This window comes from Paenarthrobacter aurescens (assembly GCF_025421775.1).
Taxonomy (GTDB): domain Bacteria; phylum Actinomycetota; class Actinomycetes; order Actinomycetales; family Micrococcaceae; genus Arthrobacter; species Arthrobacter aurescens_B.
Map to the genome: position 1 here is coordinate 210,452 of NZ_JAOEFX010000006.1, position 20,778 is coordinate 231,229.

The window sequence follows — 20,778 nt, forward strand, 5'->3', positions numbered from 1 at the left end:
ATGACCCACGCAGACTGGATTTTCAGCGGCGGCCCAGTTCACACCATGGACCCCGCCCACCCCCGCACCGACGCCGTTGCGGTGGCAGACGGGAAAATCGTGGCCCTTGGCGCTGATGCCGCGGACTGGCGCGGACCGGCAACCGAGCTCGTCAACCTTGAAGGCAAAGCACTGCTTCCAGGCTTTCAGGACGCTCACGTCCACCCACTCGCGGGCGGACTGCAGATGCTCGGGTGCGACCTCTCAGGCGCCCATTCCGTTGCCGAATACCGGCGGCTGATCGCCCACCATGCCCAAGCCCACCCCGCCGCGGAGTGGATTCAAGGGGCCGGATGGTACGGCGATGTCTTCGACGGCGGCTTCCCGCACCGCGGGCTGCTGGACGAGCTGGTACCCGACCGGCCCGTGTTCCTGATCAGCCATGATGGCCACGGTGCCTGGGTGAACTCCCGGGCCCTTGAGCTTGCCGGAATCACAGAGGACACGCCCAACCCGGACGGCGGCATCATTGCCCGTGATGGTTCAGGCCGCGCCACGGGCATGCTGATCGAACATGCAGCTGACCTCGTTTCGGCCCTGATTCCGGACCCTGACCAACAGCACATCCGCAGGGCCCTCCTCACCGCTCAAGCCTATTTGCACTCACTCGGCGTTACCGCCTGGCAGGACGCCGCCGTCGGACAAGCCTTGGGAATGCCCGACTCTTTCGGGCACTACCTCGCTTTGGATTCGGAAGGGCTCCTCACTGCCACTGTGACGGGAGCGCTCTGGTGGCAGCGGGACCGCGGGCTTGAGCAGCTTGAGCGGTTCAAGGAACGCCGGGCCACAGCACAGGGACGCTTCCGGGCTACAGCCGTAAAGATCATGGTGGACGGCGTCTGCGAAAATCTCACTGCTGCCCTGACCCGACCCTACAAAGGGCATCCCCATGAGGTGGGCATGAGCCTGATCGAAGCGGAGGAGCTGGCCCGCATCACCCGCGCCGTGGACGCGGAGGGCTTCGACCTGCACCTGCACGCTGTGGGTGACCAAGCAGTGCGGGACTGCGTCAACGCACTGGAGCTGCCCCGCCGTGAAGGGTGGGAACCCCGCCATCAGATCGCGCACCTGGACCTGGTGGACCCCGCCGACGTCGCCCGTTTCGCCGCCACAGGGGCCATCGCGAATATCCAACCCCTGTGGGCCCGGCAGGATCCGGTGCTCGTGGAAACCAAGCTTCCCTACCTCGACGAAGCCCACCAAAAAGTGCACTTTGCCTTCGAAACGTTGCGCAGCGCCGGCGTCGAACTGGCGATCGGCAGCGACTGGCCCGTGTCCAGTCCGGACCCGCTGTGGGGGATCCACACAGCGGTGAACCGCACCGCTCCGCCGGGAGACCCCCATGCCCGCGACCGCCGCTCACAAACTGAACCGTTGTTGCCCGCGGAAGCCATCACCCTCGGCGCTGCGCTCGCGGCCCACACCACCGGAGCCGCACGCGCCAACCGACTCGACGCAGAACGTGGAGCCATCCGGGTGGGCATGTCCGCTGACTTGGTGGTGCTCGACGCCGATCCGCTCGCCGCCGAGGCCACCGCCTTGGGCGAAATCGGCGTCGATCTCACCTTCGCCGGAGGCCAGCCCGTTTACAGCCGTGCCCACAACGGCGCGCTTCCCACCCTTCTTGCTCAGTAGCAAACTTAAGCAGTAGCAAAGGATCGATCATGGATCAGCCAGTAGCCTCAACGCGGCTCGCGCAAGAGCAAAGCAAGCATCTGCAAAAATCCCTGGGCCGCTTCGACATTTTGTTGTTGGTGGTCGCCGCCGTCATTTCCGTGGAGGTCCTGGGCCAGGTCTCCGGTTTCGGCGGGGAAACCTTCACCTGGACACTCATCCTGGCCGTCACGTTTATGGTCCCTTACGGCCTGATCTTCGCCGAGACCGGCGGCGCTTTCACCGAAGAAGGCGGCGTCTACGTATGGACGAAGATGGCGTTTGGCCGCGTGGTTGCAGCCATAACTTCCCTCTTCACCTGGGTGACCCAGCCCGTGTGGGTGGGCGGCGCCATGGCCTTCGTGGCGGTGGAAACGTGGTCAGAATACGTGGGACACGTGGATGCCGGCAGCGTTGGTGACTACATCTTCAAGCTCGTTTTCATCTGGATCACGGTGACCTCGGCAATCATCAGCTTGAAGCACGGCAAATGGCTGCCCTCACTCGGGGCCATTCTTAAGGTCGGGTTCCTGACTTTCTTCATCATCGTCACCCTGATCTACGGCATGCAGCACGGTTTCAACGGCCTGGATCTCGGCTTCTTCTCGCCCACACTGGCCGGCTTCCTGGGCGTCACTCCACTTCTGCTGTTCTCGTTCCTCGGCTTCGAGTCCGGAAACAGCGCCGCGGGGGAGATGAAGAATCCGGCCAAGGACGTTCCCATCTCTGTAGCGCGCTCCTCAATGATTGCGGCCGCGAGCTATCTCCTCCCGGTCCTCGCCATCCTGCTGGTGGTGCCGCTCGACCAGATCACCGGCATCGGCGGGCTCTTCGGTGCTGTGGCTACGGTTTACACAGTCTTTGGCCCGGCTGCTGAGGTCATGTTGTCGATTTCAGCGATCGTTTTCTGCTTCATCCTGGTCTCCCAGGGTGCTGCCTGGATGATCATCAGTGACCGTATGCAGGCCATGGCTGCCGCGGATGGCTCCTTCTTTGGAGGCTTCTTCGGCCGGTTCCATCCCAAGCTGGGCACCCCCATCCGGGTGAATACGCTCTCCGGTGTGGTGGCGACCCTGTTCATGCTCGCTGCCATGCAGCTCAGCGGCACCAGCAGCGCGCTGTTTGGAGTGGTCCTTTCCATCGCCATCTCGACGTTCCTGCTCAGCTATCTGTTGGCCATCCCGGCGGCGGTGAAGCTCCGGAGCAAGTATCCCCACGCTGACCGGCCGTTCAAGGTTCCCGTTTCCAACACAGGTTTCCGTATCCTCGGCTACATCTGCTTTGCGTGGATCCTGATCGGATCCTGGGTGGCTATTTTCCCGGGGACACTGGATGTGCTTTTCGGCTTGCCATACGACTTCGAGGCAACGTGGGGCGTCTCGCAGTTCACGTTTGAGGCCTTTGCGCTAGGCACTTTGGGTTGCATCCTGGCCCTGGGGCTCGTGGGTTATGCCCGCGGCAAGAAGGTGCGTGACGCAGTAGCACCGGTCAGCGAGTCGGCTGAGCTGGTCAACGGCTAGCCGCGGGATCGCCGGAGACGTGCGGAATCGCCGGAAAGGACCAGCGATCTGGAGCCTTTCCGGCGATCTCGACGATCTAGCGGACTTCCAGGTCCTCCAGCGATTTGCCCTTGGTATCGGAGGACAGAAGGGTGGCTACTGCTGAGACGAGGCAGATGCCCAGGGTGGTCAGTCCAATGACCATGGGGATGTTCGCCGATCCCGGGGGAGCGATCGCAGTGAAAAGGCTGGGGAAGAACGAGGCGATCATGAGCCCGATGTTTTGGGATACCGCGAAACCCGTCACCCGCATGCGCATGGGGAACTGCTCCTGGAAGAACGTGGCAAAAGTGGCGTTCCACATCTGGAAGAGGATGCCCTGCACGATCACAACGCAGATGAACACCAAGGGCAGGCTTCGCTGCTCGATCGCCCACAGGTAGCCCACTGTCAGCAAACCACCGGCAATTCCGCCGGCGACCATGAGGGCGCGTCGGCCAATCCGGTCGGACAGGGCGCCGAAGACAGGAATGGTAGCCACTGCGGCCAGGTTGGCCGCCATGGTCACCCAGAGGAACTCGCTGCTGGAGAAGCCAATGCCGTAACCCTTCTGGGTCGCGAAGGACACACCGAAGATCAGGGTCGCCATGCCGATGACGTTGGTGAAGGTCATGATGATGCACCGGACGAGAACCCACGGGTGGGTGCGCAGGAGGTCGACCAACGGGAACCGGCGTTTGGCGCCGGATTCTCCGGACTGCGCGAGGTATGCGGGAGGCTCCTGCACGCGGCGGCGGATGACGTACCCGGCGATAATCACCACGGCGCTGAGGAGGAACGGCAGGCGCCAACCCCACGCGTGGAACTGGTCATCGGGAAGGAATGCTGCGAGCGGAATCAGGACAGCTGTGGCAAGGATGGAGCCGACTTGCGTGCCTTGGAGGCTGAAGCTCGCGAAGAAACCGCGTTTGGCATCGGGGGAATGCTCCACGATCATGGCGCTGGCACCACCGAGTTCGCCTGCGACGGCAAACCCCTGGATCAGGCGGAGGATCACCAGGAGGACGGGAGCAAGCAGGCCCACCTGTCCGTAGGTGGGCAGGAGTCCCACGGCAAACGTCGCAAAGCCCATGAGCAGCATCGCGAAGACCAGCACCTTCTTGCGTCCGTGCCTGTCCCCGTAGGCGCCCAGGACCACGGCGCCGAGCGGACGGGAAACGTAGCCGACTGCATAGGTGGCCAACGAGGCGATGATGCCCACCGTGGGATTCTCGGTGGGGAAGAAGATGGTGGGAAAGAGAAGCGTTGCGGCCAGCGAGTACAGGGCGAAGTCGTAGTACTCCAGCGCGCTTCCGATCCAGCCGCTCATGGCGGCCTTCCTCGGGTCTTTGTGGCCGATGGCTTCGTCCTGGGTGGAGGGGACATCCCTCCCGTGCATGACAGTCATTGCGGCTGAACTCCTATGTCGTCGTTGGCAAGGAACAAGAGCTCTTCCCATCCAGGACTGAACTGTCTGGTGCTCATTCAGCGTGAGGAAGGTTACTTCTTGAATCGATTCATAAAGCATAGGACGTGACCTGCGCTACGTCAACGCACGACGGCGGCAGGCCACCGCGGGTTCCACTGGAACCCTGGGTGACCTGCCGCCGTCGTTATTAACTACTTGGCCAGGAAGCGCAGCAGGATCTCGTTGATTTCGGCGCCGTGCGTCCACAGCATGCCGTGGGGTGCGTCCTCGATCTCGACGTATTCGGCGGAGGGGAGGCGCTTGGTGAACTCCCGGCCGGTCGAGTCGATGGGCAGGATGCGGTCGTCAGTGCCGTGAACGATCAGGGACGGGACGGTGACCTTCTCGACGTCGGAGCGGAAGTCCGTCAGCCAGGAGTCCACGACGGCGAACGATGCGTACCAGGAGGAGCCGGCGGCGACGTTCCATGCATTGCGCAGCGCTTCCTCGCTGAGGCGGTTCCCCAGGAAGTTGTCCGTGTTGAAGAAGTCGTTGTAGAAGTTGGTGAACCAGGCGTAGCGGTCCTCGATGGCTGCGCTGCGAATGCCGTCGAACACGGTGGACGGGACGCCCGTGGGGTTGTCGTCAGTCTGGAGGAGGAATGGCTCCAGGGATGCCAGGAAAGCGGCCTTTGCCACGCGGGCCTCGCCGTACGTGCCGATGTAGCGTCCAACTTCGCCGGTGCCCATGGAGAATCCGACGAGTACTGCGTCCTGCAGGTCCAGGGTTTCAAGCACGGTGTTGAGGTCGGCCGCAAAGGTGTCGTAGTCATAGCCCGTGGTCGGCTTGCTGGACTTGCCGAAACCGCGGCGGTCATACGTGATGACGCGGTAGCCGGCGTTCAGGAGGGCGGCCGTTTGCTTTTCCCACGAGCCGCCGTCCAGCGGGTAGCCGTGGATCAGGACAACGGGCTGGCCCGTGCCGTGATCCTCGTAGTAAAGCTCGATGTCAGTGCTGTTCTCGGTGCCTACCTTGATGAAGCCCATGATCCTGTACCTTTTCTCGAAGTGGAGAACGATCGTTCTCTCCCTGTGGTTTCAATAGTAGAGAACGATCGTTCTTCTTTCAAGTACTATTGAGGAATGGATATTTCCGAGCCACGGGCGCGCATCGTTGAGACCGCCGATGAGCTGTACAACGCCAAGGGAATCCAGGCTGTCGGCATGGACGAGTTGCGTGCGGCTGCGGGCGTTTCGCTGAAGAAGCTGTATGGGGAGTTCCCGTCGAAGAGCAGCATCGTCATGGCTGTCCTGGAGCGACGCCATGATTCCTGGACCGAAGGTTTGGATGCGGCAGTCCGCCAGGCCGAAACCCCACGCGCGCGCCTGCTCGCCATCTTCGACTACCTCGCCGGCTGGTTCTGCCAGGACTCGTTCCGGGGCTGCGGATTCATCAATAGTTTCGCCGAGCTCGGCGCCATCAGTCCCGACGTTGCCGACTATGCGCGGAAGCACAAGGAGTCATTCCAGCGCTACGTCGGCAAGCTGTCGGAGGAAGCCGGTGCGCCACCCTTCCTGGCCCCTCAGCTCGCAATCCTTGCGGAGGGTGCGCAGACGACGGCGGCCATCGCCGGAACGCCCGACGCTGCCGGTCAGGCGCGACAAGCAGCCGAGGTCCTGATAAACGCGGCCTTGCGTTCGGAAGCTTAGGTTCCGACCCGCCACCCCGGCATGATCGATTCCCTCCATCGGGGCTAGGATTTTCAGACGCGCCGAACGGCCCGTCAGGAAGAAGACCATTCGTGTTTGAAGCCCCCAGTATTTTGTTCCTCTCCGCAGGCTTTGCGGTGTTGGCCGCAGCGGTCTTGCCCAAACTGCTGCGTCGTATGCCTTTGTCCATGCCCATGGTCTTTCTTGGCAGCGGAATCCTGGCGTTCACGTTGCTCCCCGATTTACCGGATCCGGATCCCGTCCACTACGGGGAGTTCACAACCCATCTGACCGAGATCTGCGTGATCATCTCCCTTATGGGCGCCGGGTTGGCACTGGACAGGCCCTTCCGCTGGCGTGGATGGTCCACCACCTGGCGGCTGCTCGGCATTGTCATGCCGTTGTGCATCCTCGTCATGACGCTGTTGGGCCTGTGGGTGTTGGGCTTGGGGCTGGCTGCTGCCATCCTCTTCGCGGCCGCGATTGCACCCACGGATCCCGTGCTGGCCTCCGAGGTGCAGGTGGGCAAACCGGCGGATAGTGAAGAAGACCCGGACGAAGACGAGGTTCGATTCGCCCTGACATCCGAAGCGGGGTTGAATGATGGCCTCGCATTCCCCTTCGTTTACCTGGCAATCCTCATCAGCCTCGTCGGATTGTCGCCGGCAGCATGGTTGGGGGAGTGGGTCGCGCTTGACGTGCTCTGGCGTATTGGTGCGGGCGTGCTGATCGGATTTGGTACAGGCAAGCTCTTGAGCCTGATCTTTTTCGCCGCCAAGGGGAAGAGCTTTCGCCTGTCTGAGCATTCCGAGGGCTTCGTGGCCCTCGCGGCCACGTTCCTGGCGTACGGCGCTACGGAGATGGTGGCCGGTTACGGATTCATCGCAGTCTTCATTTGTGCCCTGACGATTCGCTCCGCCGAGCACAACCACTCCTACCACCAAGTGCTGCACAGCTACGTGGAGCAGCTTGAGCGACTCATGACTGTTGTCATCCTGGTGCTCCTGGGTGGCGCCATCGCGCGCGGTCTCTTGGAAGGGATCGGCTGGCTGGAGTTGCTGGTGGCTCTGGCGTTCCTGTTGTTGGTGCGCCCTGTGGCCGGGTGGCTCGGGCTGATGCGGGGGAAGACCGGTCCTCGCGAACGTCTGGCCATTTCCTACTTTGGGATTCGTGGGATCGGGTCCTTGTTCTATGTGGCTTTCGCGCTGAGCCACGGGAATTTCGACGCTGACGCCCGCGGGCTTTGGGCGATGGTCGGCTTGGTGGTGGCGCTGTCCATCGTGGTCCATGGAGCTACCACTGCGCCCCTGATGAACCGACTGGACCGACTGCGCGTTGCTGAGGCGCGGAAGAAGCATGGTGACGAGGGCCGGGCGCCCACGACGGCGGTGTAGCCGAAGTCGGGCCGTGGAAGACTGGACACATGTCTCCCCGCCCCATGAAACCGCGCCCCCAGTCCGACGCCGTTGCAAGTGACGGCCCTAAGCCGCCGGGCAATGGACGCCGCCACCTCGCGCTAAGGCTCGACGACGCGTGGCTTGGGTTCCAAACGCGCCTTGCCATCCGCCGTGGCCGGGTGGAAACCGTGATCCCTTACACCGGATACGGCAGTACGTCCTGGGTGCGGGTGCTGGCGCGCGTTGTACGCAGTGATCCCCGGGACGCCGCCGGTCACGCCAATCCGTTGCAGGAAAGCATGCGTGGCTGGCGTAACTTCACGAGTGCGCCCGTGGCCCAGGCAACAGTGAAGGTCACCATCGACGGCACCGTCCATGAGGTCGTCGCCGACCGCGGGGGCGTGGTGGACGCACGTATACCGGCAGTTCTCGACGCCGGATGGCACACCGTCACGCTGCAGTCCGGGGAGTCCCAAATCGTGGAGGCCCCCGTGGAAATCGTTGCGGACGATGCCGATTTTGGCGTGGTGTCCGACATTGACGACACCGTGATGGTGACGGCACTGCCCCGCCCGTTCCTTGCAGCCTGGAACACCTTCGTCCTCAACGAGCACGCGCGCACCCCGACGCCAGGTATGGCTGTGCTGTACGAACGGATCGCCAGGACTGAGCCGTCCGCGCCGGTGCTGTATCTCTCCACCGGAGCCTGGAACGTGGCACCTACGCTGTCGCGGTTCTTGTCCCGCAATTTGTACCCTGCCGGTCCCAAGCTCCTGACCGACTGGGGCCCCACACCTGATCGGTGGTTCCGCAGCGGCCAGGAGCACAAGAGGAATTCCTTGGAACGCCTTGCGGAGGAGTTCCCCAACATGAAGTGGCTGCTGGTGGGCGACGATGGACAGCACGACGAGGCCATCTACTCCGCGTTTGCCCAACGTCATCCCGAAAACGTCAGGGCAATCGCGATCCGGCAGCTCTCCGCCGGTGAAGCAGTGCTCGCAGGCGGGCGGTCGAAGACCGGCGGCCAACCTACCCCCGGAGTCCCGTGGGTCTACTCTCCGGACGGAGCGGGAATGTCCGCGCAGCTCGAGGAGCTGGGCATCATCCGGAATGAAGTTCGTTCCGCCGACGATCCGGAGGAAGGCGAAATCACTACGGACTCCAACAGTTAGTCGACGTCGATGAACACTGGGTTGGCGTAGAACCAGGTATCCGTCCACGGGTCAGCGTCCCCGAGGTTGTCGCCGTGGCGGATGGGCCCGGCAGGATCCACGGAGGCGCCGTAATAGCCTGCGCCGTGGCGGTTGCCGTCGCTGCCGCGGAGGCGGAAGTAGCAGGACTTCTGGACGTCCTTGATGACGTGCTTGACGGTGAAGGTTCCGGTGCGACCGGACACATCGATCTGCTTCCACACGGCCGTGCCTGGTGCCTTCAACGTGTCGCGGTCCGCCGCAGCACCAGTTACAACCCCGCCGATCACGTCCACGTGGGCGAGCTTCGGAAGTATCCCCGCGAAGTTGCGGTAGCCCGTCGTCGTCATGGTGATGGAAACTTCGACGTCGGCACCTCGCTTCACCCGCAGGCGGGAACCGAGGGTGACGCCGTTGCGTCCGTTATTGTTGCCTGCGCCGTTGCCGCGCACCTCACGGACCCGGACGTCGAGGCCCTGGAGCAGGTGTCCGTGGTCCACCCACATACGGCCCTGGCGCATTGCTTCCAGGACGCCTGTGTAGGAGTGCTTGGTGACGCCGGTGTGGAGGCGGCTGAACTGTCCAGGCCAGTAGTCGCTGCCGCCCTGCTTTTCGCCGGTATCGAAAGGATCGGGGCGCTTGCCCGTCACGGACCATCGGTCGAATTCGTTGGGCAGGCTTGAATAGGGCTCCCCGGCTGGGTAGGGGCCGGTTTTCCAGGTGTCCTTGACCGTGAGGTGATTGTCCGAGTTGGACGTGATCCAGAACGGCAGGCCTTCGGCGAGCATGGAGTCCCATACGCCGCCCACGGTTGCAGTGGCCCAGTCGAAGCCGCCGTAGGGCCGGAAGGCGTCCGCAGGGTAGCCGGGGAAGCTGTACTGGGTGGGGTTGTTGGTGTATTCGCCGCGCTGGTCGCCGGGCCTGGAGAACTGGCTGACGCCGGAGCCTTGCGCGCCGGGAGCGCCTTCCATGCCGATCATCACCTCGCGGGCGGCGTCGCGCCATGCCCGCAGTTCGTGTGGGGAATCGATGCCCAAACGCATGGGGTGGTTTGCCAGGGCTACGACGTCGTCGATGTAGCCGGATCGCCGTTGGTTGGCCAACCAGGCGATAGCTTCAACGGCTTTTCGCTCGAAGGTTTCCACTTGGGCCGTTCCAGGGGTTGGCTTCTCCCATTGGTTCAACTTTCCGTCCCACACCAGTTCGAAGGTCCGCAGGAGGTCTACTTCATGGGGGCCGGGGGCGACCAGTACTGACGCGTGCTCAGCTCCGGGGATGTACCACTCGAGTCCTTGGAAGATCAGGAGGTCGGGTCGGGCGGCACGTTGCGCCCGGATTTCCTTGTTGGCATTGACTGCCCCGCCGTTGTTGGCGTGGCCAAAGTTGCTGTGCTCGGTCAGTGCCAGCCAGTCCACGCCGTACTGCTGAGCGGTGTCGAGCTGCTGTTTGATCATGTACTTTGCGTCGTGGCTGTACTGGGTGTGGACGTGGTGGTCACCGACGAGCCACTTCAGCTGGGGGTCGTTCCCGCCCGGGTTGGCCATCGCAGGCCGGGCCATCGCTGCCGTGGCGGCAGTGCCGGCGGCCAGGATGCCGGCCGACTGCAGAATGCGTCGGCGGCTCAGCCCCATGGTCTTCAGTTCAGCATCGGCCAGCTCCACACTTCGGCTGTGGGTGATGGTGTTTTCTTCTGTGGTGCACATGGCGCCTTCCCTCTGTTGATGGTGATCCCCCCAGCGGGATCACAGTAGGGAAGTGGGATGGCTTGGAGGTTAACCGGGCGGGAACGGTTGGGAGTGGGGCGGGCAGTACAGCTAGAACAGCGGGATCTGAACTTCCTTGATCCATTCGCGGCGGCGGTAATCGCGGGCCTTGACCACTACACAGTCTTTGTAGACCTCTACTTGCAGCCCGCTGGCTTCACGGCCGTCGAGGGCGCGCTCGCCGCCGGCGCCATTGTCCTCCCAGAGGGTCTGGACGGCGCCGGTGTTGATGACCTGGAAGCCCTGCAAGTTGCCCGTGCCGGGGACGGTCCGGCGGACTTCCCAGTCAGCCAACTGGAGTGCCCAGTGGGTGTGGGCCGTGAAGACGAAGACATTCTTGTACTTGCCCAGGATCCCGAGTAGCCGGTCCACCTGCAGGTAGTCCTTTTTGTAGAGGTTGTTGCGGGTTCCGGAGACCGTGTCCGGGAACGGGTGGTGGGTGAAGACCATGACGGGCTGGCCCTTGCGGGCCCAGTAGGCCAGCCGCTGCTCGAACCAAGTGATCTGTTCCTCGCTGAGCCATACCTCGTCCCACAGTGTGGAGTCGTGGTAGTGCATGTACTTCTCGGTGCCCAGGATCAGTCCCGGCACGCCCCCGAGGTCAATTTCGGTGTACACCTTGTCCCGGCCGGTGAACGTGAAGAAGCTCTGGAAGAGCGAAGCTTCGGTGGTTCCATTGGGCCACGTCGCCTGGGCGAGTGTGTTGGGGTTGGAGTACTTGGGGACGTAGAACTCGTGGTTGCCGATGGCCCATTGGATGTTGGAGGCGTGGGTATTGGCGTCCAGCACTTTCCGGACGGCTTCGTACTCAAAGTCGTAGCCTCGCGGGGTGATGTCGCCATTGACCACCAGGCCGGCGCTTCGCTTGCTCGGGTTGGTACTTTCGATGTCCTTGAGTGCGAGGTCGAAGTCGGCCAGGTCACCTTGGATGTCGCTGATGACGGTGAAGACAGTGGCTTTGCCGGAGGGGCGGTTGCTGCCGTGTCCGTTTCCGGTTGCCTGCGCGGGGGACGCGGCGACGGCCGTGGCGCCCATAGTGGCCAACCCTGCGATTGATGCTGCGATGGCAGAGCGGCGGCTGGGGGAAGTCATGATGGAACCTTTCACTCAAAGGGATGCGTTGACCCTCAGAATGTAGATTCGTTCAATGAATTGCCGGCAAATGGACCATGGCCAACTTGTCATGACAGGTTGGCCATTTGGCGATCCCGGCCAATACCCAGGCAGCTCACGGCCTGAATATCGGCGCGAAGTTGTATGGAAAGTTGTATAGCCAGGTGGCTGGCCGACGCCGGCTGGCACGTGCGGGCGCTTAGCCTCCCGCCTGGCTGAGTACGTCCGCATCCTTGGGTGCCCCAACGGATCCGCGCTGAATCAAACGCGCCACCAGGTCAGGAGTTGGAGCGGCGGACTTCCTGCCCTCGATCTGCCGGATCAGCGCAGCGGCCGCGGCGATTCCCATGTCGTACACGGGCTGTGCGATGACGGTGAGCGGGGGAGTGGTGAGGCGGGTCCAGGAGAAATCGTCGTACATGAGGAACGAGACGTCACCGGGAATGGAGAGTCCGGATTCCTGGATGGCCTCCACCACGCTCAAGGCAATCAGGCCGTCGGAGGCGATGATGGCTGTGGCGGCGTCCGGCCCGTGCAGCAGATCCCGGGTGATGCGCATGATGGAGTCAGCGTCGCCTGCATTGAGGCGGACGAGGTCTGCGGGGTGGGGGAGGTCCGCTTCATCGAACGCCCGGTGAATTCCTTTCAGGCGGTCTGAGATCTGCGAGGAGTCCAACGTCATCCCGGGAACATAGGGTGCGTCAGTGCGAACCGTGGAGACAAAAGCGATACGTCGGTGCCCGGCCTCGATGAGGTACTTGGTTGACTCGTAGGAGATGCTCCCCATATCCACCGCAAAGGTCTCAACGTCAAGCCCTTCGGCGGCGCGGTCCAGCAGGACGAGGGGACGGCCGGACTCCCTGACCTGCTGCAGGTGCGAGGTTTCCAGGGACGAAGCGGGAGCCACGATGAGCCCGTCCACCCGCTTGTCCAGCAGCACCCGGACGGCGTCCACTTCGGCTGCCCTTTCCTCGTCGGTGTTGACGAGGATGACGTTGAAGCCGCTCTTCTTGGCGGTGTCCGTGATGCCCCTCATGGCGAGCCCGAAGTGGGGGTTTTCAATGTCGCCCACCACTACGCCGATGGTGTTCGACTTGCCGGTGTTCATGCTGCGGGCAAGCTCGTTGGGCCGGTACTCCAGCTCTTCGGCTGCGGCGAGGACGCGCTCGCGGACGTCATCGCTGACGGCGCCGTAGTTGCCCAGTGCGCGGGCAGCTTGTGCCTTGGAGACTTTCGCGGCTTTGGCGACGTCGGCAACCGTTACGTCCCGCCGTCGGGATCCGTCACTACTCATGTTCACCTTTCAGATGGGGTGTTGACGCGGCTTTGTGAGTTCCGCTACATTTCTATCAATCGATGTGAGTCCGGTCTCAATCCTAGGGACTGAGACCGGACTCAGCAAGACCATCCATCGAGCAATTTCTTCAGCGGCTCCTGACAGCACCGCTTTCCCTCCCACGATTGGACAACGCTGTGATCAAAATGAACTTCCGCCCGGCAGCGCTCGCAGCAGCAGCTTTGGCGGCCGTCCTCGCCCTCTCCGGCTGCGGTGGATCTTCCGCCAGCTCCTCCCCATCCGCCGATAACCCCTACGGCCTGATCGAGTCCGGCACCATCCGTGTCGCCAGCTTGGGCGACTCCAAGCCCTACACCTTCACGGACAGCTCGGGTAACTTCACCGGCTTCGACGTGGAACTCTTCAAGGACGTTGCCCACCGCGCCGGAGTGGACAAAGTTGTCTTCACCGGACAGGACTTCTCCGGACTGCTCGCAGCCGTTGCAAATGGTCAATTCGACGTCGGTGTGGCAGCGATCGGCATCACGGACAAGCGCAAGGAAACCGTGGACTTCTCCGACGGCTACCTCGCCGGGTACCTGACGGTCATTACCACCAGGACCTCAGGCATCAACGACGCCGATGCCCTCAACGGCAAGCGCCTGGGCGTGGTCCAAGGCACCTTGCAGGAGGCCTATGCAGTGAAGAACTTCACCTCAGCGCAGCTTGTTCGCTTCCCGGACAACAACACCGCAATCTCAGCCGTCAACAGCGGTGCCGTGGACGCCCACTTCCTGGACTACGAGGCAGCCAAGGAATACCAGGAGCAGTTCGGACTGGTGAGCGCCGCGGATATCCCGTCTTTTGACGCCCCCGCCGGCTTCGCCATCGCCAAGGACAAGCCCGCCTTCAAGGAAGCCCTGAACAAGGGCCTCGCCGAAGCCATGGAGGACGGTACCTGGAAGAAGCTCTACGAGAAGTGGTTCCCGGGCTCGCCGATGCCGGAGCAGTACCTCCCGAAGGCCGAGCAGACCTCCAGCCCGGCCCCGACAGCCAGCAAATAGCACGCCCAAACAACTAACGTCTGAGAGCATTCAATGGATTGGCTCAATACCATCAGCCGCACGTTCTTCGACTTTGACGCCATGGTCGAAGTACTGCCCCAGCTCCTCGGAGTTGGCCTTCTCAACACCCTGATCATCTCCATCGCAGCAACCATCCTCGGCGTAGTGATGGGCATGGTGGTGGCGGTTATGGGTATCTCGCGGTCCAAGTGGCTGCGCATCCCGGCACGGATCTACACGGACCTCTTCCGCGGCCTGCCTGCCATCCTCACCATCCTGCTGATCGGTCAGGGTTTTGCGCGGTTGAGCCAATCGGTCTTCGGTCCCTCTCCTTACCCGCTGGGCATCATCGCCCTGAGCCTCATCGCCAGCGCGTACATCGGAGAAATCTTCCGGGCCGGCATCCAGAGCGTCGATAAGGGCCAAGGGGAGGCCTGCCGCGCCCTGGGGATGAGCTACTCCAAGTCCATGGCCCTTGTGGTGGTGCCGCAAGGAATTCGCCGGGTCCTGCCCGCCCTGGTCAACCAGTTCATCGCCATCGTCAAGGATTCATCGCTGGTCTACTTCCTTGGGCTGCTGGTCAGCGAGCGTGAACTGTTCCGGGTGGGCCAGGACGCGGCAGTACTGTCCGGCAACCTCTCACCGCTGGTCATGGCCGGCATCTTCTACCTGATCATCACCGTTCCCCTGACCCACCTGGTCAACTACTTCGACAACAAGTTCCGCACCGGTCGCCGCCGTCCCACCGCACCCACCAGCGGGCTGAAGGAAGTCAAGGAACTCGATGCGGCCTCGCCGCTCATCACCGGGAGCAACACGTGAACCTCACAAGCAGCAGCAGCGCAACCAGCACCAACCAGCCCACCCAGGACATTGAGAAGTTCCATGGGTCCAGCCTGGAATTGCAGAACCTGACCATGGCCTACGGGGACGTTGAAGTGCTCCGCAACGTCAGCCTCAACGTGGCCCCGGGAACCACCACCTGCATCATCGGCCCGTCCGGGTCGGGCAAGTCCACGCTCTTGCGCGGAGTCAACCGCCTGCACGAACCCAAGAGCGGTGACGTGCTCCTGGCGGGGGAGAGCGCCCTTAAGGTGAAACCGGACATCCTCCGGGCCCGCATCGGCATGGTGTTCCAGCATTTCAACCTCTTCCCGGACCACACCGCCCTGGAAAACGTGGCGCTCGCCCTGTGGAGCGTCAAGGGAATGTCCAAGGCTGAAGCCCGGGAACGCGCCCAGCGCCGCCTTGCCGAAGTCGGCCTCGCCGAACGCGCAGACCACAGGCCCCGCGACCTCTCCGGCGGCCAGCAACAGCGCGTCGCCATTGCCAGGGCTCTCGCCATGGAGCCCGAAGTCATGCTCTTCGACGAAGCCACCAGCGCCCTGGACCCGGAACTCGTCAAGGGTGTCCTGAACCTCATGGCCGGCCTCGGCCGCCGCGGCATGACCATGCTGGTGGTCACCCACGAGATGGGCTTCGCCCGCAAGGTGGCGGACCAAGTGGTGTTCATGGACGAAGGTGAAGTGGTGGAGATCGGCACGCCCTCCGAACTCTTCGACAACCCCCGCAGCGAACGCCTGCAACGCTTCCTTTCGGAAGTCCTGTGATGGGGGAGGCAAAAGCGGCACCCATGCGGACCGCCGTCGTCGGGTTTGGTGTCTCCGGCAAGGTCTTCCACGCGCCGCTCGTCGCGGCGGACCCGGACTACTCGCTGGACGTCATCGTGACGGCGGACCCGGAACGTGCCGCGGAAGCAGCGCGGCTGTACCCGCGGGCCCGCATTGTCCCGACGCCGGAGGTACTGTTCAGCCTGGCCGGCGAGCTGGACCTGGTGGTCCTGGGAACCCCGCCGCTGACTCACCTCGAGCTGGGTGCCACGGCCATCGCCCACGGCCTCAACGTGGTGGTGGACAAGCCGTTCGTCACCACGGTCGCCCACGGTGAGGAGCTGGCCGCCCGCGCGTCCGACGCCGGTGTGCAGCTCACGGTCTTCCAGAACCGCCGGTGGGACGCCGACTTCCTGACGTTGCGGAAGCTGCTGCGGGAGGGTGCCTTGGGCGAGGTGCGGACCTTTGAGTCGCGTTTTGAATGGTGGCGGCCGGAAGGCTTCGGGAACTGGCGCGATGCGGCCACGCTGGTCGAAGGCGGTGGAATCCTCCACGATCTCGGCGCCCACCTGATCGACCAAGCCATCCAGCTGTTTGGACCTGTGGAGGAGAGCTACGGCGAGACCGCGAACCACGGCAACCACCCGGACGCTGCCGATACCGAGGCCTTCGTCTCGCTGCGCCACGGGTCCGGCGTTCGGTCGCGGCTGTGGATGAACGGCATTGCAGCCCGCGTTGGCCCACGATTCCATGTTCTCGGATCAAAAGCCGGGTACACCAAGTGGGGACTGGACAGCCAGGAACCCGCGCTCGCGGCCGGCATCACGCCGTCGGACTCTGCCTACGGCGTGGAGCCCCGGGAATCCTGGGGGCTTCTGGGAGTTGACGGTTCATCCACGCCCCTCCCAGCGGAAAAGGGCGACTACCCGCAGTTCTACAGGGAACTTGCAGCCGCACTTCGGGGCCACGGGCCACTGCCCGTACAGCCATCCGATGCCCTGGAAACCCTCAGGATCATCGAGAACATCCACGCCTTCGCGTAGGCAGCTTCACCAGCGCGTCAACATTCTGAACCCGAAAGAGAGATCACGCATGTCCTCCACCACTGCCAAGCGCGTCGCCGTCATCGGCGGCGGCATCCTGGGCGTCTCCACGGCTGTCCACCTGCTCCGCCAAGGCGCCTCAGTCACCTTGTTGACCGAGCAGGGCCTGGCGAGCGAAGCAACTGGCCGCTCTTTGTCCTGGCTCAACTCCGCGGGAGAACGCTCCACCCCTTATCACCAGCTGCGGGTGGCCGGCGTTGACCGGTACCGCACACTCTTCGCCGCCGATCCCAGCCGCGAGTGGCTGCAGTTCGGTGGTGGCCTCATGTGGAACACGGCCGGGCAGGGTGATGTCACCGAAGCCCGGCACGCCTACGAGCAGTCCATTGGGTACGACTCCAAGCTGCTGGCTCCTGACGAGATCGCAGCAGTTACGCCCGGGATCGACTCCGGCGCCGTGCCTGAGAAGGCTATCTTCAATCCCGGCGAGGGCTGGGTCAGCCTGCCGGACCTGGTGAACTTTCTGATGGAGGAATTCCACGGGTTGGGTGGCCACCTCGTCCTCAACGCCGGCAAAGCGTCGGTGATGGTCGACGGCGGCAGGGCCACCGGCGTCGAAACTGCTGCCGGTGGGACTTACCCGGCAGATGCCGTCCTCGTCGCCTGCGGGGCGGCGACACCCGCCGTCGTGAAGCCTTTGGGCGTGGACATCCCGAACGGTTCGCCGGTCTCCATGCTGGTGGTCACCAAGCCGGTGGAACACGACGTCACCGCGGTGATGAATACCCCGCGGGCAGCTGTGCGCCCTAACCCGGGGAATACCTTCGCCCTGGATCACGACTGGTATGAAGAGCACATCACCGAGCACGCCGACGGTTCCTTCACCATCCCCGACGACGTCGTTCAAGAGCTTGCCGACGAGGCGTCCAAGCTGATCGCAGGCAACCCCGAACTCAAGCCGGCGTCCTGGAAGATCGGCTACAAGCCCATCCCCGGCGACGGCGAACCCGTGTTTGGTGAACTCGGCCAGGTACCGGGCTGCTTCGTGGCCTTCACCCATTCGGGCGCCACCCTGGGCCTCATCGCGGGAGAGCTGCTCTCCGGCGAGATCCTCACGGGAGCCAAGCACCCGATGCTGGCGACGTTCCGCCCGGGCCGGTTCTCCTAGCCACTCCTCATCAACATCGTCCTTCCGCATCACCAAGCCAAGGGCCCCGATACGCCATCTGCTTTAGCGTGTCGGGGCCCTTGGAGTTCTTGGTGGTTACTGGGTGCTACTTGGTGGTTTCGGTGCGTTGGGTGCCGGTGAAGGAGAAGGCGAGGGTGGAGGTGGCGCCTTGGAAGTCGTTGTTCGCGGTGGCGGGCAGCGCGGTGGTGACTTTGAGGTTGTCGGTTTTGGTCGAGGTCAGGGAGGTCAGGTTGTTCAGGGCCTTGTTCGCTGCGATGACGGGGCCGTTGGCCAGGACGGTGGTTTTGGTGCCGGCGCAGGTGTAGGGGGCGGCGGTGCCGGTCCAGGCGACGGAGCAGTTTTCGATGGTCAGCTGCAGCCCGTGCGTGGTGTCGGTGGTGAGCAGGGAACCTGTGGCGCCGGCGGAGGTGGTGAGGGTGACGTTGTTCAGGTCCGAGTTGCCGGTGTTGGCCAGGGTGACGAGCTTTTCGACCTTGTCGCCGGGCAGCAGTCCTGCGACCGGGACGTTGAGCGTGTTGGCCGCTCCGGTGCCCAGGGCGATGGTGACGGTCCCTGCGGTGACTGCCTGGGAGGCGGAGGTGGAGGAGGTGAACGCGCCGTAGGTGCCCATGCCGGCGACGGCGGCTGCGGTGCCGACCAGTGCGACGGAGGCGAGGATCTTGCCGGAGGTGGACTTCAGGGTGATGGCCATGGGGATCAGGTGTCCTTTCGTGTGGCCACCGTGATCGGCCGGCCGGTTCTTGCCGGCCTGCGTGGCTGACAAGAACTACTGTGCCGGGCCCGGATCAAGAACCAATCCTGCAAACCCGCAGCACTTCCTCAGGAAAACCTCAAGACTTTTGCACCACCAACCGAGCAGTATTGAAGAAGCTGCCGGCGTCTCCAAGGCCTAGCGTTAGTGGTGTCAATCAAAGGACCAAGGGAAGAGGGAATGCCATGACGGACAGCGAAAAGACGGCTACCAAAGAGAAGTCCTACGACGGCTTCACTGTTGAAGAACGCGCCGCGATGAAGGAGCGCGCGCAGGAACTGAAGAAGGCGCCGCGCAAGAAGGCATCCAAGGCTGACGGCGAGGCTGACGTCTTAGCCAAGATCGCCGAGATGCCTGAAGCAGACAAAACCATGGCCGAACGCCTCCATGCCATCGTCAAAGAGCACGCCCCGGAGCTCACGCCAAAGACCTGGTACGGCATGCCGGCCTACGCCAAAGACGGAAAGAACATCGTCTTCTTCCAAAGCTCACACAAGTTCAAGGCGCGCTACGCCACGCTCGGCTTCGAAGAGAACGCCAAGCTCGACGACGGTCCCATGTGGCCAACGTCCTTCGCCCTCAAGGAAATCACCCCGGCCGTAGAAGCCAGGATCGTCGAGCTCATCAAGAGGGCGCTGGCATAAAGTAGGCGCCTCTAGGCCGGATGGCTGTTGGCAGGTGGAAGATCCGGATTCATGGGTTCCAAGTCCGGGTCTTCGGCAGTCCAGACCTGAATGATGGCCCATGTGACCGCCGCGATGGGCACCGCCAGGACAGCACCTATGATGCCGGCAAGGATGGTGCCTGCCGTCAAGGCCATGAGGATGACCAGTGCGTGGAGCTCCAAGGACTTGCCCATCACTACCGGCTGGAGGAAGTCACCTTCGAGCTGGTTGACCGCGATCACGGCAATGACCACTATCAATGCCACGATGGGGCCGTTTGCCACAAGTGCCACCAAGGCGGCCAGAATTCCGGCCACGGTGGCACCCACCAAGGGGACGAATGCGCCGATGAACACAATGATGGCCAAAGGGATGGCCAGGGGAACCTGCAGGATGAGCAGGACGGCGCCGATGGCCACCGTGTCCACCAACGCGACGATCGCCGTGCCCCGGACGTAGCCGCCGAGGACCTCAAGCGTGCGCTTGCCTACACGGCGCAGCTTGGCTTCCCGGACGCCTTTGAAGGGCCGGAGGAAGAACTCCCAGATTTTGGCGCCATCCTTGAGGAAGAAAAAGAGGATGACTACTACCAAGCTGGCGCCGGCCAGAAACTCCGTGACCACCGACAAGCCGGTCACTGCCCCGGAGCGTACCTGGCTGCTCTGCGCGAACTCCACCACGGCTTCCCGTGCCTGGTTCAGTTGCTCCCGGTCTATGGGAAACGGTCCGGTCAGCAGGAAGTTCTCAAGCTCGTCCAGTCCTCCGGCTGCTTGGCTGATCAGTTCGTCCCATTGGCTTCGAACCGAGAAGACGATGAGCGTGATGACTCCGCCGAGCACTATCAATAAGCCCAGGAAGGCCACGCCCGTAGCGAGACCGCCGCGCCATCCACGGCGTCTCAGCATGTTGACGAACGGTGCGATAGCCGCTGCCAGGATCAAGGCGATGAGCACCGGGATGACGAGCAGCCGGACTTGAAGCAGCCCGAAAATCGCTACGACTACAAGGGTCAGAATCAGCAGTATCTGGGTGGCCCGGACGGCCGTCCGGCCCATTGAGTCTTTCCAAAGATCGGGCTTGGAGGGTTTGCGTATGGAAACGGGGACCGTTTCCTCGGGTGCCGTCATGGTGAGCTCCTGTTCGTTCGCATCGGTTCACCGACGTGATCAAACATAAGCCTACTGACTATTTCCGCTATGTAGAGACGCCCCGAGCCGGATCGGTCCGGCTAGTGGGTCGGGTCGGGGTGTGGTGGAACGGGCCCTGGGTCGGGAGCCGGCGATGGGCCCGGGGTGGGATTCGGGTCCGGGATGGGGCTGGGTGGAAACGGTGTGGTGGGGTCCGGCGGTGGCGGCACCGGTCCGGGATCC

The 20,778-nt window shown here is 63.3% G+C and carries 18 protein-coding genes; 11 read left to right on the forward strand and 7 right to left on the reverse strand.

Annotated elements, in window-relative coordinates:
- Together N7568_RS14575 and N7568_RS14580 are read left to right on the forward strand one after the other, a co-directional pair.
- On the forward strand, positions 1-1,674 hold the full coding sequence (locus N7568_RS14575; protein WP_261610510.1) for an amidohydrolase: 1,674 nt from the start codon (positions 1-3) through the stop codon (positions 1,672-1,674).
- A 29-nt stretch (positions 1,675-1,703) separates the two neighbouring features.
- Complete coding sequence (locus N7568_RS14580) at positions 1,704-3,212, forward strand: APC family permease (RefSeq protein WP_261610511.1); 1,509 nt, start codon at positions 1,704-1,706, stop codon at positions 3,210-3,212.
- A 76-nt stretch (positions 3,213-3,288) separates the two neighbouring features.
- On the opposite strand, the gene N7568_RS14585 is transcribed toward N7568_RS14580, so the two are convergent.
- Together N7568_RS14585 and N7568_RS14590 are read right to left on the reverse strand one after the other, a co-directional pair.
- Entirely contained in the window at positions 3,289-4,638 is a 1,350-nt protein-coding gene (locus N7568_RS14585) for an MFS transporter (protein ID WP_261610512.1), read from the reverse strand.
- A 212-nt stretch (positions 4,639-4,850) separates the two neighbouring features.
- Complete coding sequence (locus tag N7568_RS14590) at positions 4,851-5,684, reverse strand: alpha/beta fold hydrolase (protein WP_261610513.1); 834 nt, start codon at positions 5,682-5,684, stop codon at positions 4,851-4,853.
- Positions 5,685-5,780: 96 nt separating this feature from the next.
- Here N7568_RS14590 and N7568_RS14595 point away from each other — a divergent pair, with 96 nt between their 5' ends.
- From N7568_RS14595 to N7568_RS14605, 3 genes are all read left to right on the forward strand, one after another.
- Positions 5,781-6,347 (forward strand): TetR/AcrR family transcriptional regulator, encoded by a 567-nt coding sequence (locus N7568_RS14595; RefSeq protein WP_261610514.1) that lies wholly within the window; start codon positions 5,781-5,783, stop codon positions 6,345-6,347.
- A 92-nt stretch (positions 6,348-6,439) separates the two neighbouring features.
- Complete coding sequence (locus N7568_RS14600) at positions 6,440-7,741, forward strand: cation:proton antiporter (protein WP_261610515.1); 1,302 nt, start codon at positions 6,440-6,442, stop codon at positions 7,739-7,741.
- A 29-nt stretch (positions 7,742-7,770) separates the two neighbouring features.
- Positions 7,771-8,916 (forward strand): App1 family protein, encoded by a 1,146-nt coding sequence (locus N7568_RS14605; RefSeq protein WP_261610516.1) that lies wholly within the window; start codon positions 7,771-7,773, stop codon positions 8,914-8,916.
- Here the strand turns inward: N7568_RS14605 and N7568_RS14610 are convergent.
- From N7568_RS14610 to N7568_RS14620, 3 genes are all read right to left on the reverse strand, one after another.
- A complete protein-coding gene (locus N7568_RS14610) occupies positions 8,913-10,637 on the reverse strand; it encodes a PHP domain-containing protein (protein ID WP_261610517.1) in 1,725 nt (574 codons plus the stop codon). The genes N7568_RS14605 and N7568_RS14610 overlap by 4 nt on opposite strands.
- 111 nt (positions 10,638-10,748) lie before the next feature.
- Positions 10,749-11,789, reverse strand: coding sequence for a DUF4073 domain-containing protein (locus N7568_RS14615; protein WP_261610518.1), 1,041 nt, complete (start codon positions 11,787-11,789; stop codon positions 10,749-10,751).
- Between the two features lie 220 nt (positions 11,790-12,009).
- Positions 12,010-13,104: a LacI family DNA-binding transcriptional regulator gene (locus tag N7568_RS14620; RefSeq protein WP_261610519.1), complete on the reverse strand. Its 1,095-nt coding sequence runs from the start codon at positions 13,102-13,104 to the stop codon at positions 12,010-12,012.
- Positions 13,105-13,292: 188 nt separating this feature from the next.
- Here N7568_RS14620 and N7568_RS14625 point away from each other — a divergent pair, with 188 nt between their 5' ends.
- From N7568_RS14625 to N7568_RS14645, 5 genes are read left to right on the forward strand one after another with little or no spacing between them, the layout of a single operon-like run.
- Complete coding sequence (locus tag N7568_RS14625; protein ID WP_261610630.1) at positions 13,293-14,150, forward strand: ABC transporter substrate-binding protein; 858 nt, start codon at positions 13,293-13,295, stop codon at positions 14,148-14,150.
- Positions 14,151-14,183: 33 nt separating this feature from the next.
- Positions 14,184-14,972, forward strand: coding sequence for an amino acid ABC transporter permease (locus N7568_RS14630; protein WP_011773348.1), 789 nt, complete (start codon positions 14,184-14,186; stop codon positions 14,970-14,972).
- On the forward strand, positions 14,969-15,760 hold the full coding sequence (locus tag N7568_RS14635) for an amino acid ABC transporter ATP-binding protein (RefSeq protein ID WP_368736521.1): 792 nt from the start codon (positions 14,969-14,971) through the stop codon (positions 15,758-15,760). Before N7568_RS14630 ends, N7568_RS14635 begins: the two co-directional genes overlap by 4 nt.
- Positions 15,760-16,803, forward strand: a complete 1,044-nt coding sequence (locus N7568_RS14640; protein ID WP_261610520.1) for a Gfo/Idh/MocA family protein — start codon at positions 15,760-15,762, stop codon at positions 16,801-16,803. Before N7568_RS14635 ends, N7568_RS14640 begins: the two co-directional genes overlap by 1 nt.
- A gap of 49 nt (positions 16,804-16,852) precedes the next feature.
- Positions 16,853-17,971: an NAD(P)/FAD-dependent oxidoreductase gene (locus N7568_RS14645; protein ID WP_261610521.1), complete on the forward strand. Its 1,119-nt coding sequence runs from the start codon at positions 16,853-16,855 to the stop codon at positions 17,969-17,971.
- A 106-nt stretch (positions 17,972-18,077) separates the two neighbouring features.
- Here N7568_RS14645 and N7568_RS14650 read toward each other — a convergent pair whose 3' ends face one another.
- On the reverse strand, positions 18,078-18,755 hold the full coding sequence (locus N7568_RS14650) for a CalY family protein (RefSeq protein WP_261610522.1): 678 nt from the start codon (positions 18,753-18,755) through the stop codon (positions 18,078-18,080).
- Between the two features lie 173 nt (positions 18,756-18,928).
- Between N7568_RS14650 and N7568_RS14655 the strand changes: the two genes are divergently transcribed.
- The gene (locus tag N7568_RS14655; RefSeq protein ID WP_261610523.1) at positions 18,929-19,387 is read left to right on the forward strand and encodes an iron chaperone; all 459 of its coding nucleotides are present in this window, start codon (positions 18,929-18,931) and stop codon (positions 19,385-19,387) included.
- An 11-nt stretch (positions 19,388-19,398) separates the two neighbouring features.
- Here N7568_RS14655 and N7568_RS14660 read toward each other — a convergent pair whose 3' ends face one another.
- Positions 19,399-20,535: an AI-2E family transporter gene (locus N7568_RS14660; protein ID WP_261610524.1), complete on the reverse strand. Its 1,137-nt coding sequence runs from the start codon at positions 20,533-20,535 to the stop codon at positions 19,399-19,401.
- Positions 20,536-20,778: the final 243 nt, after the last annotated feature.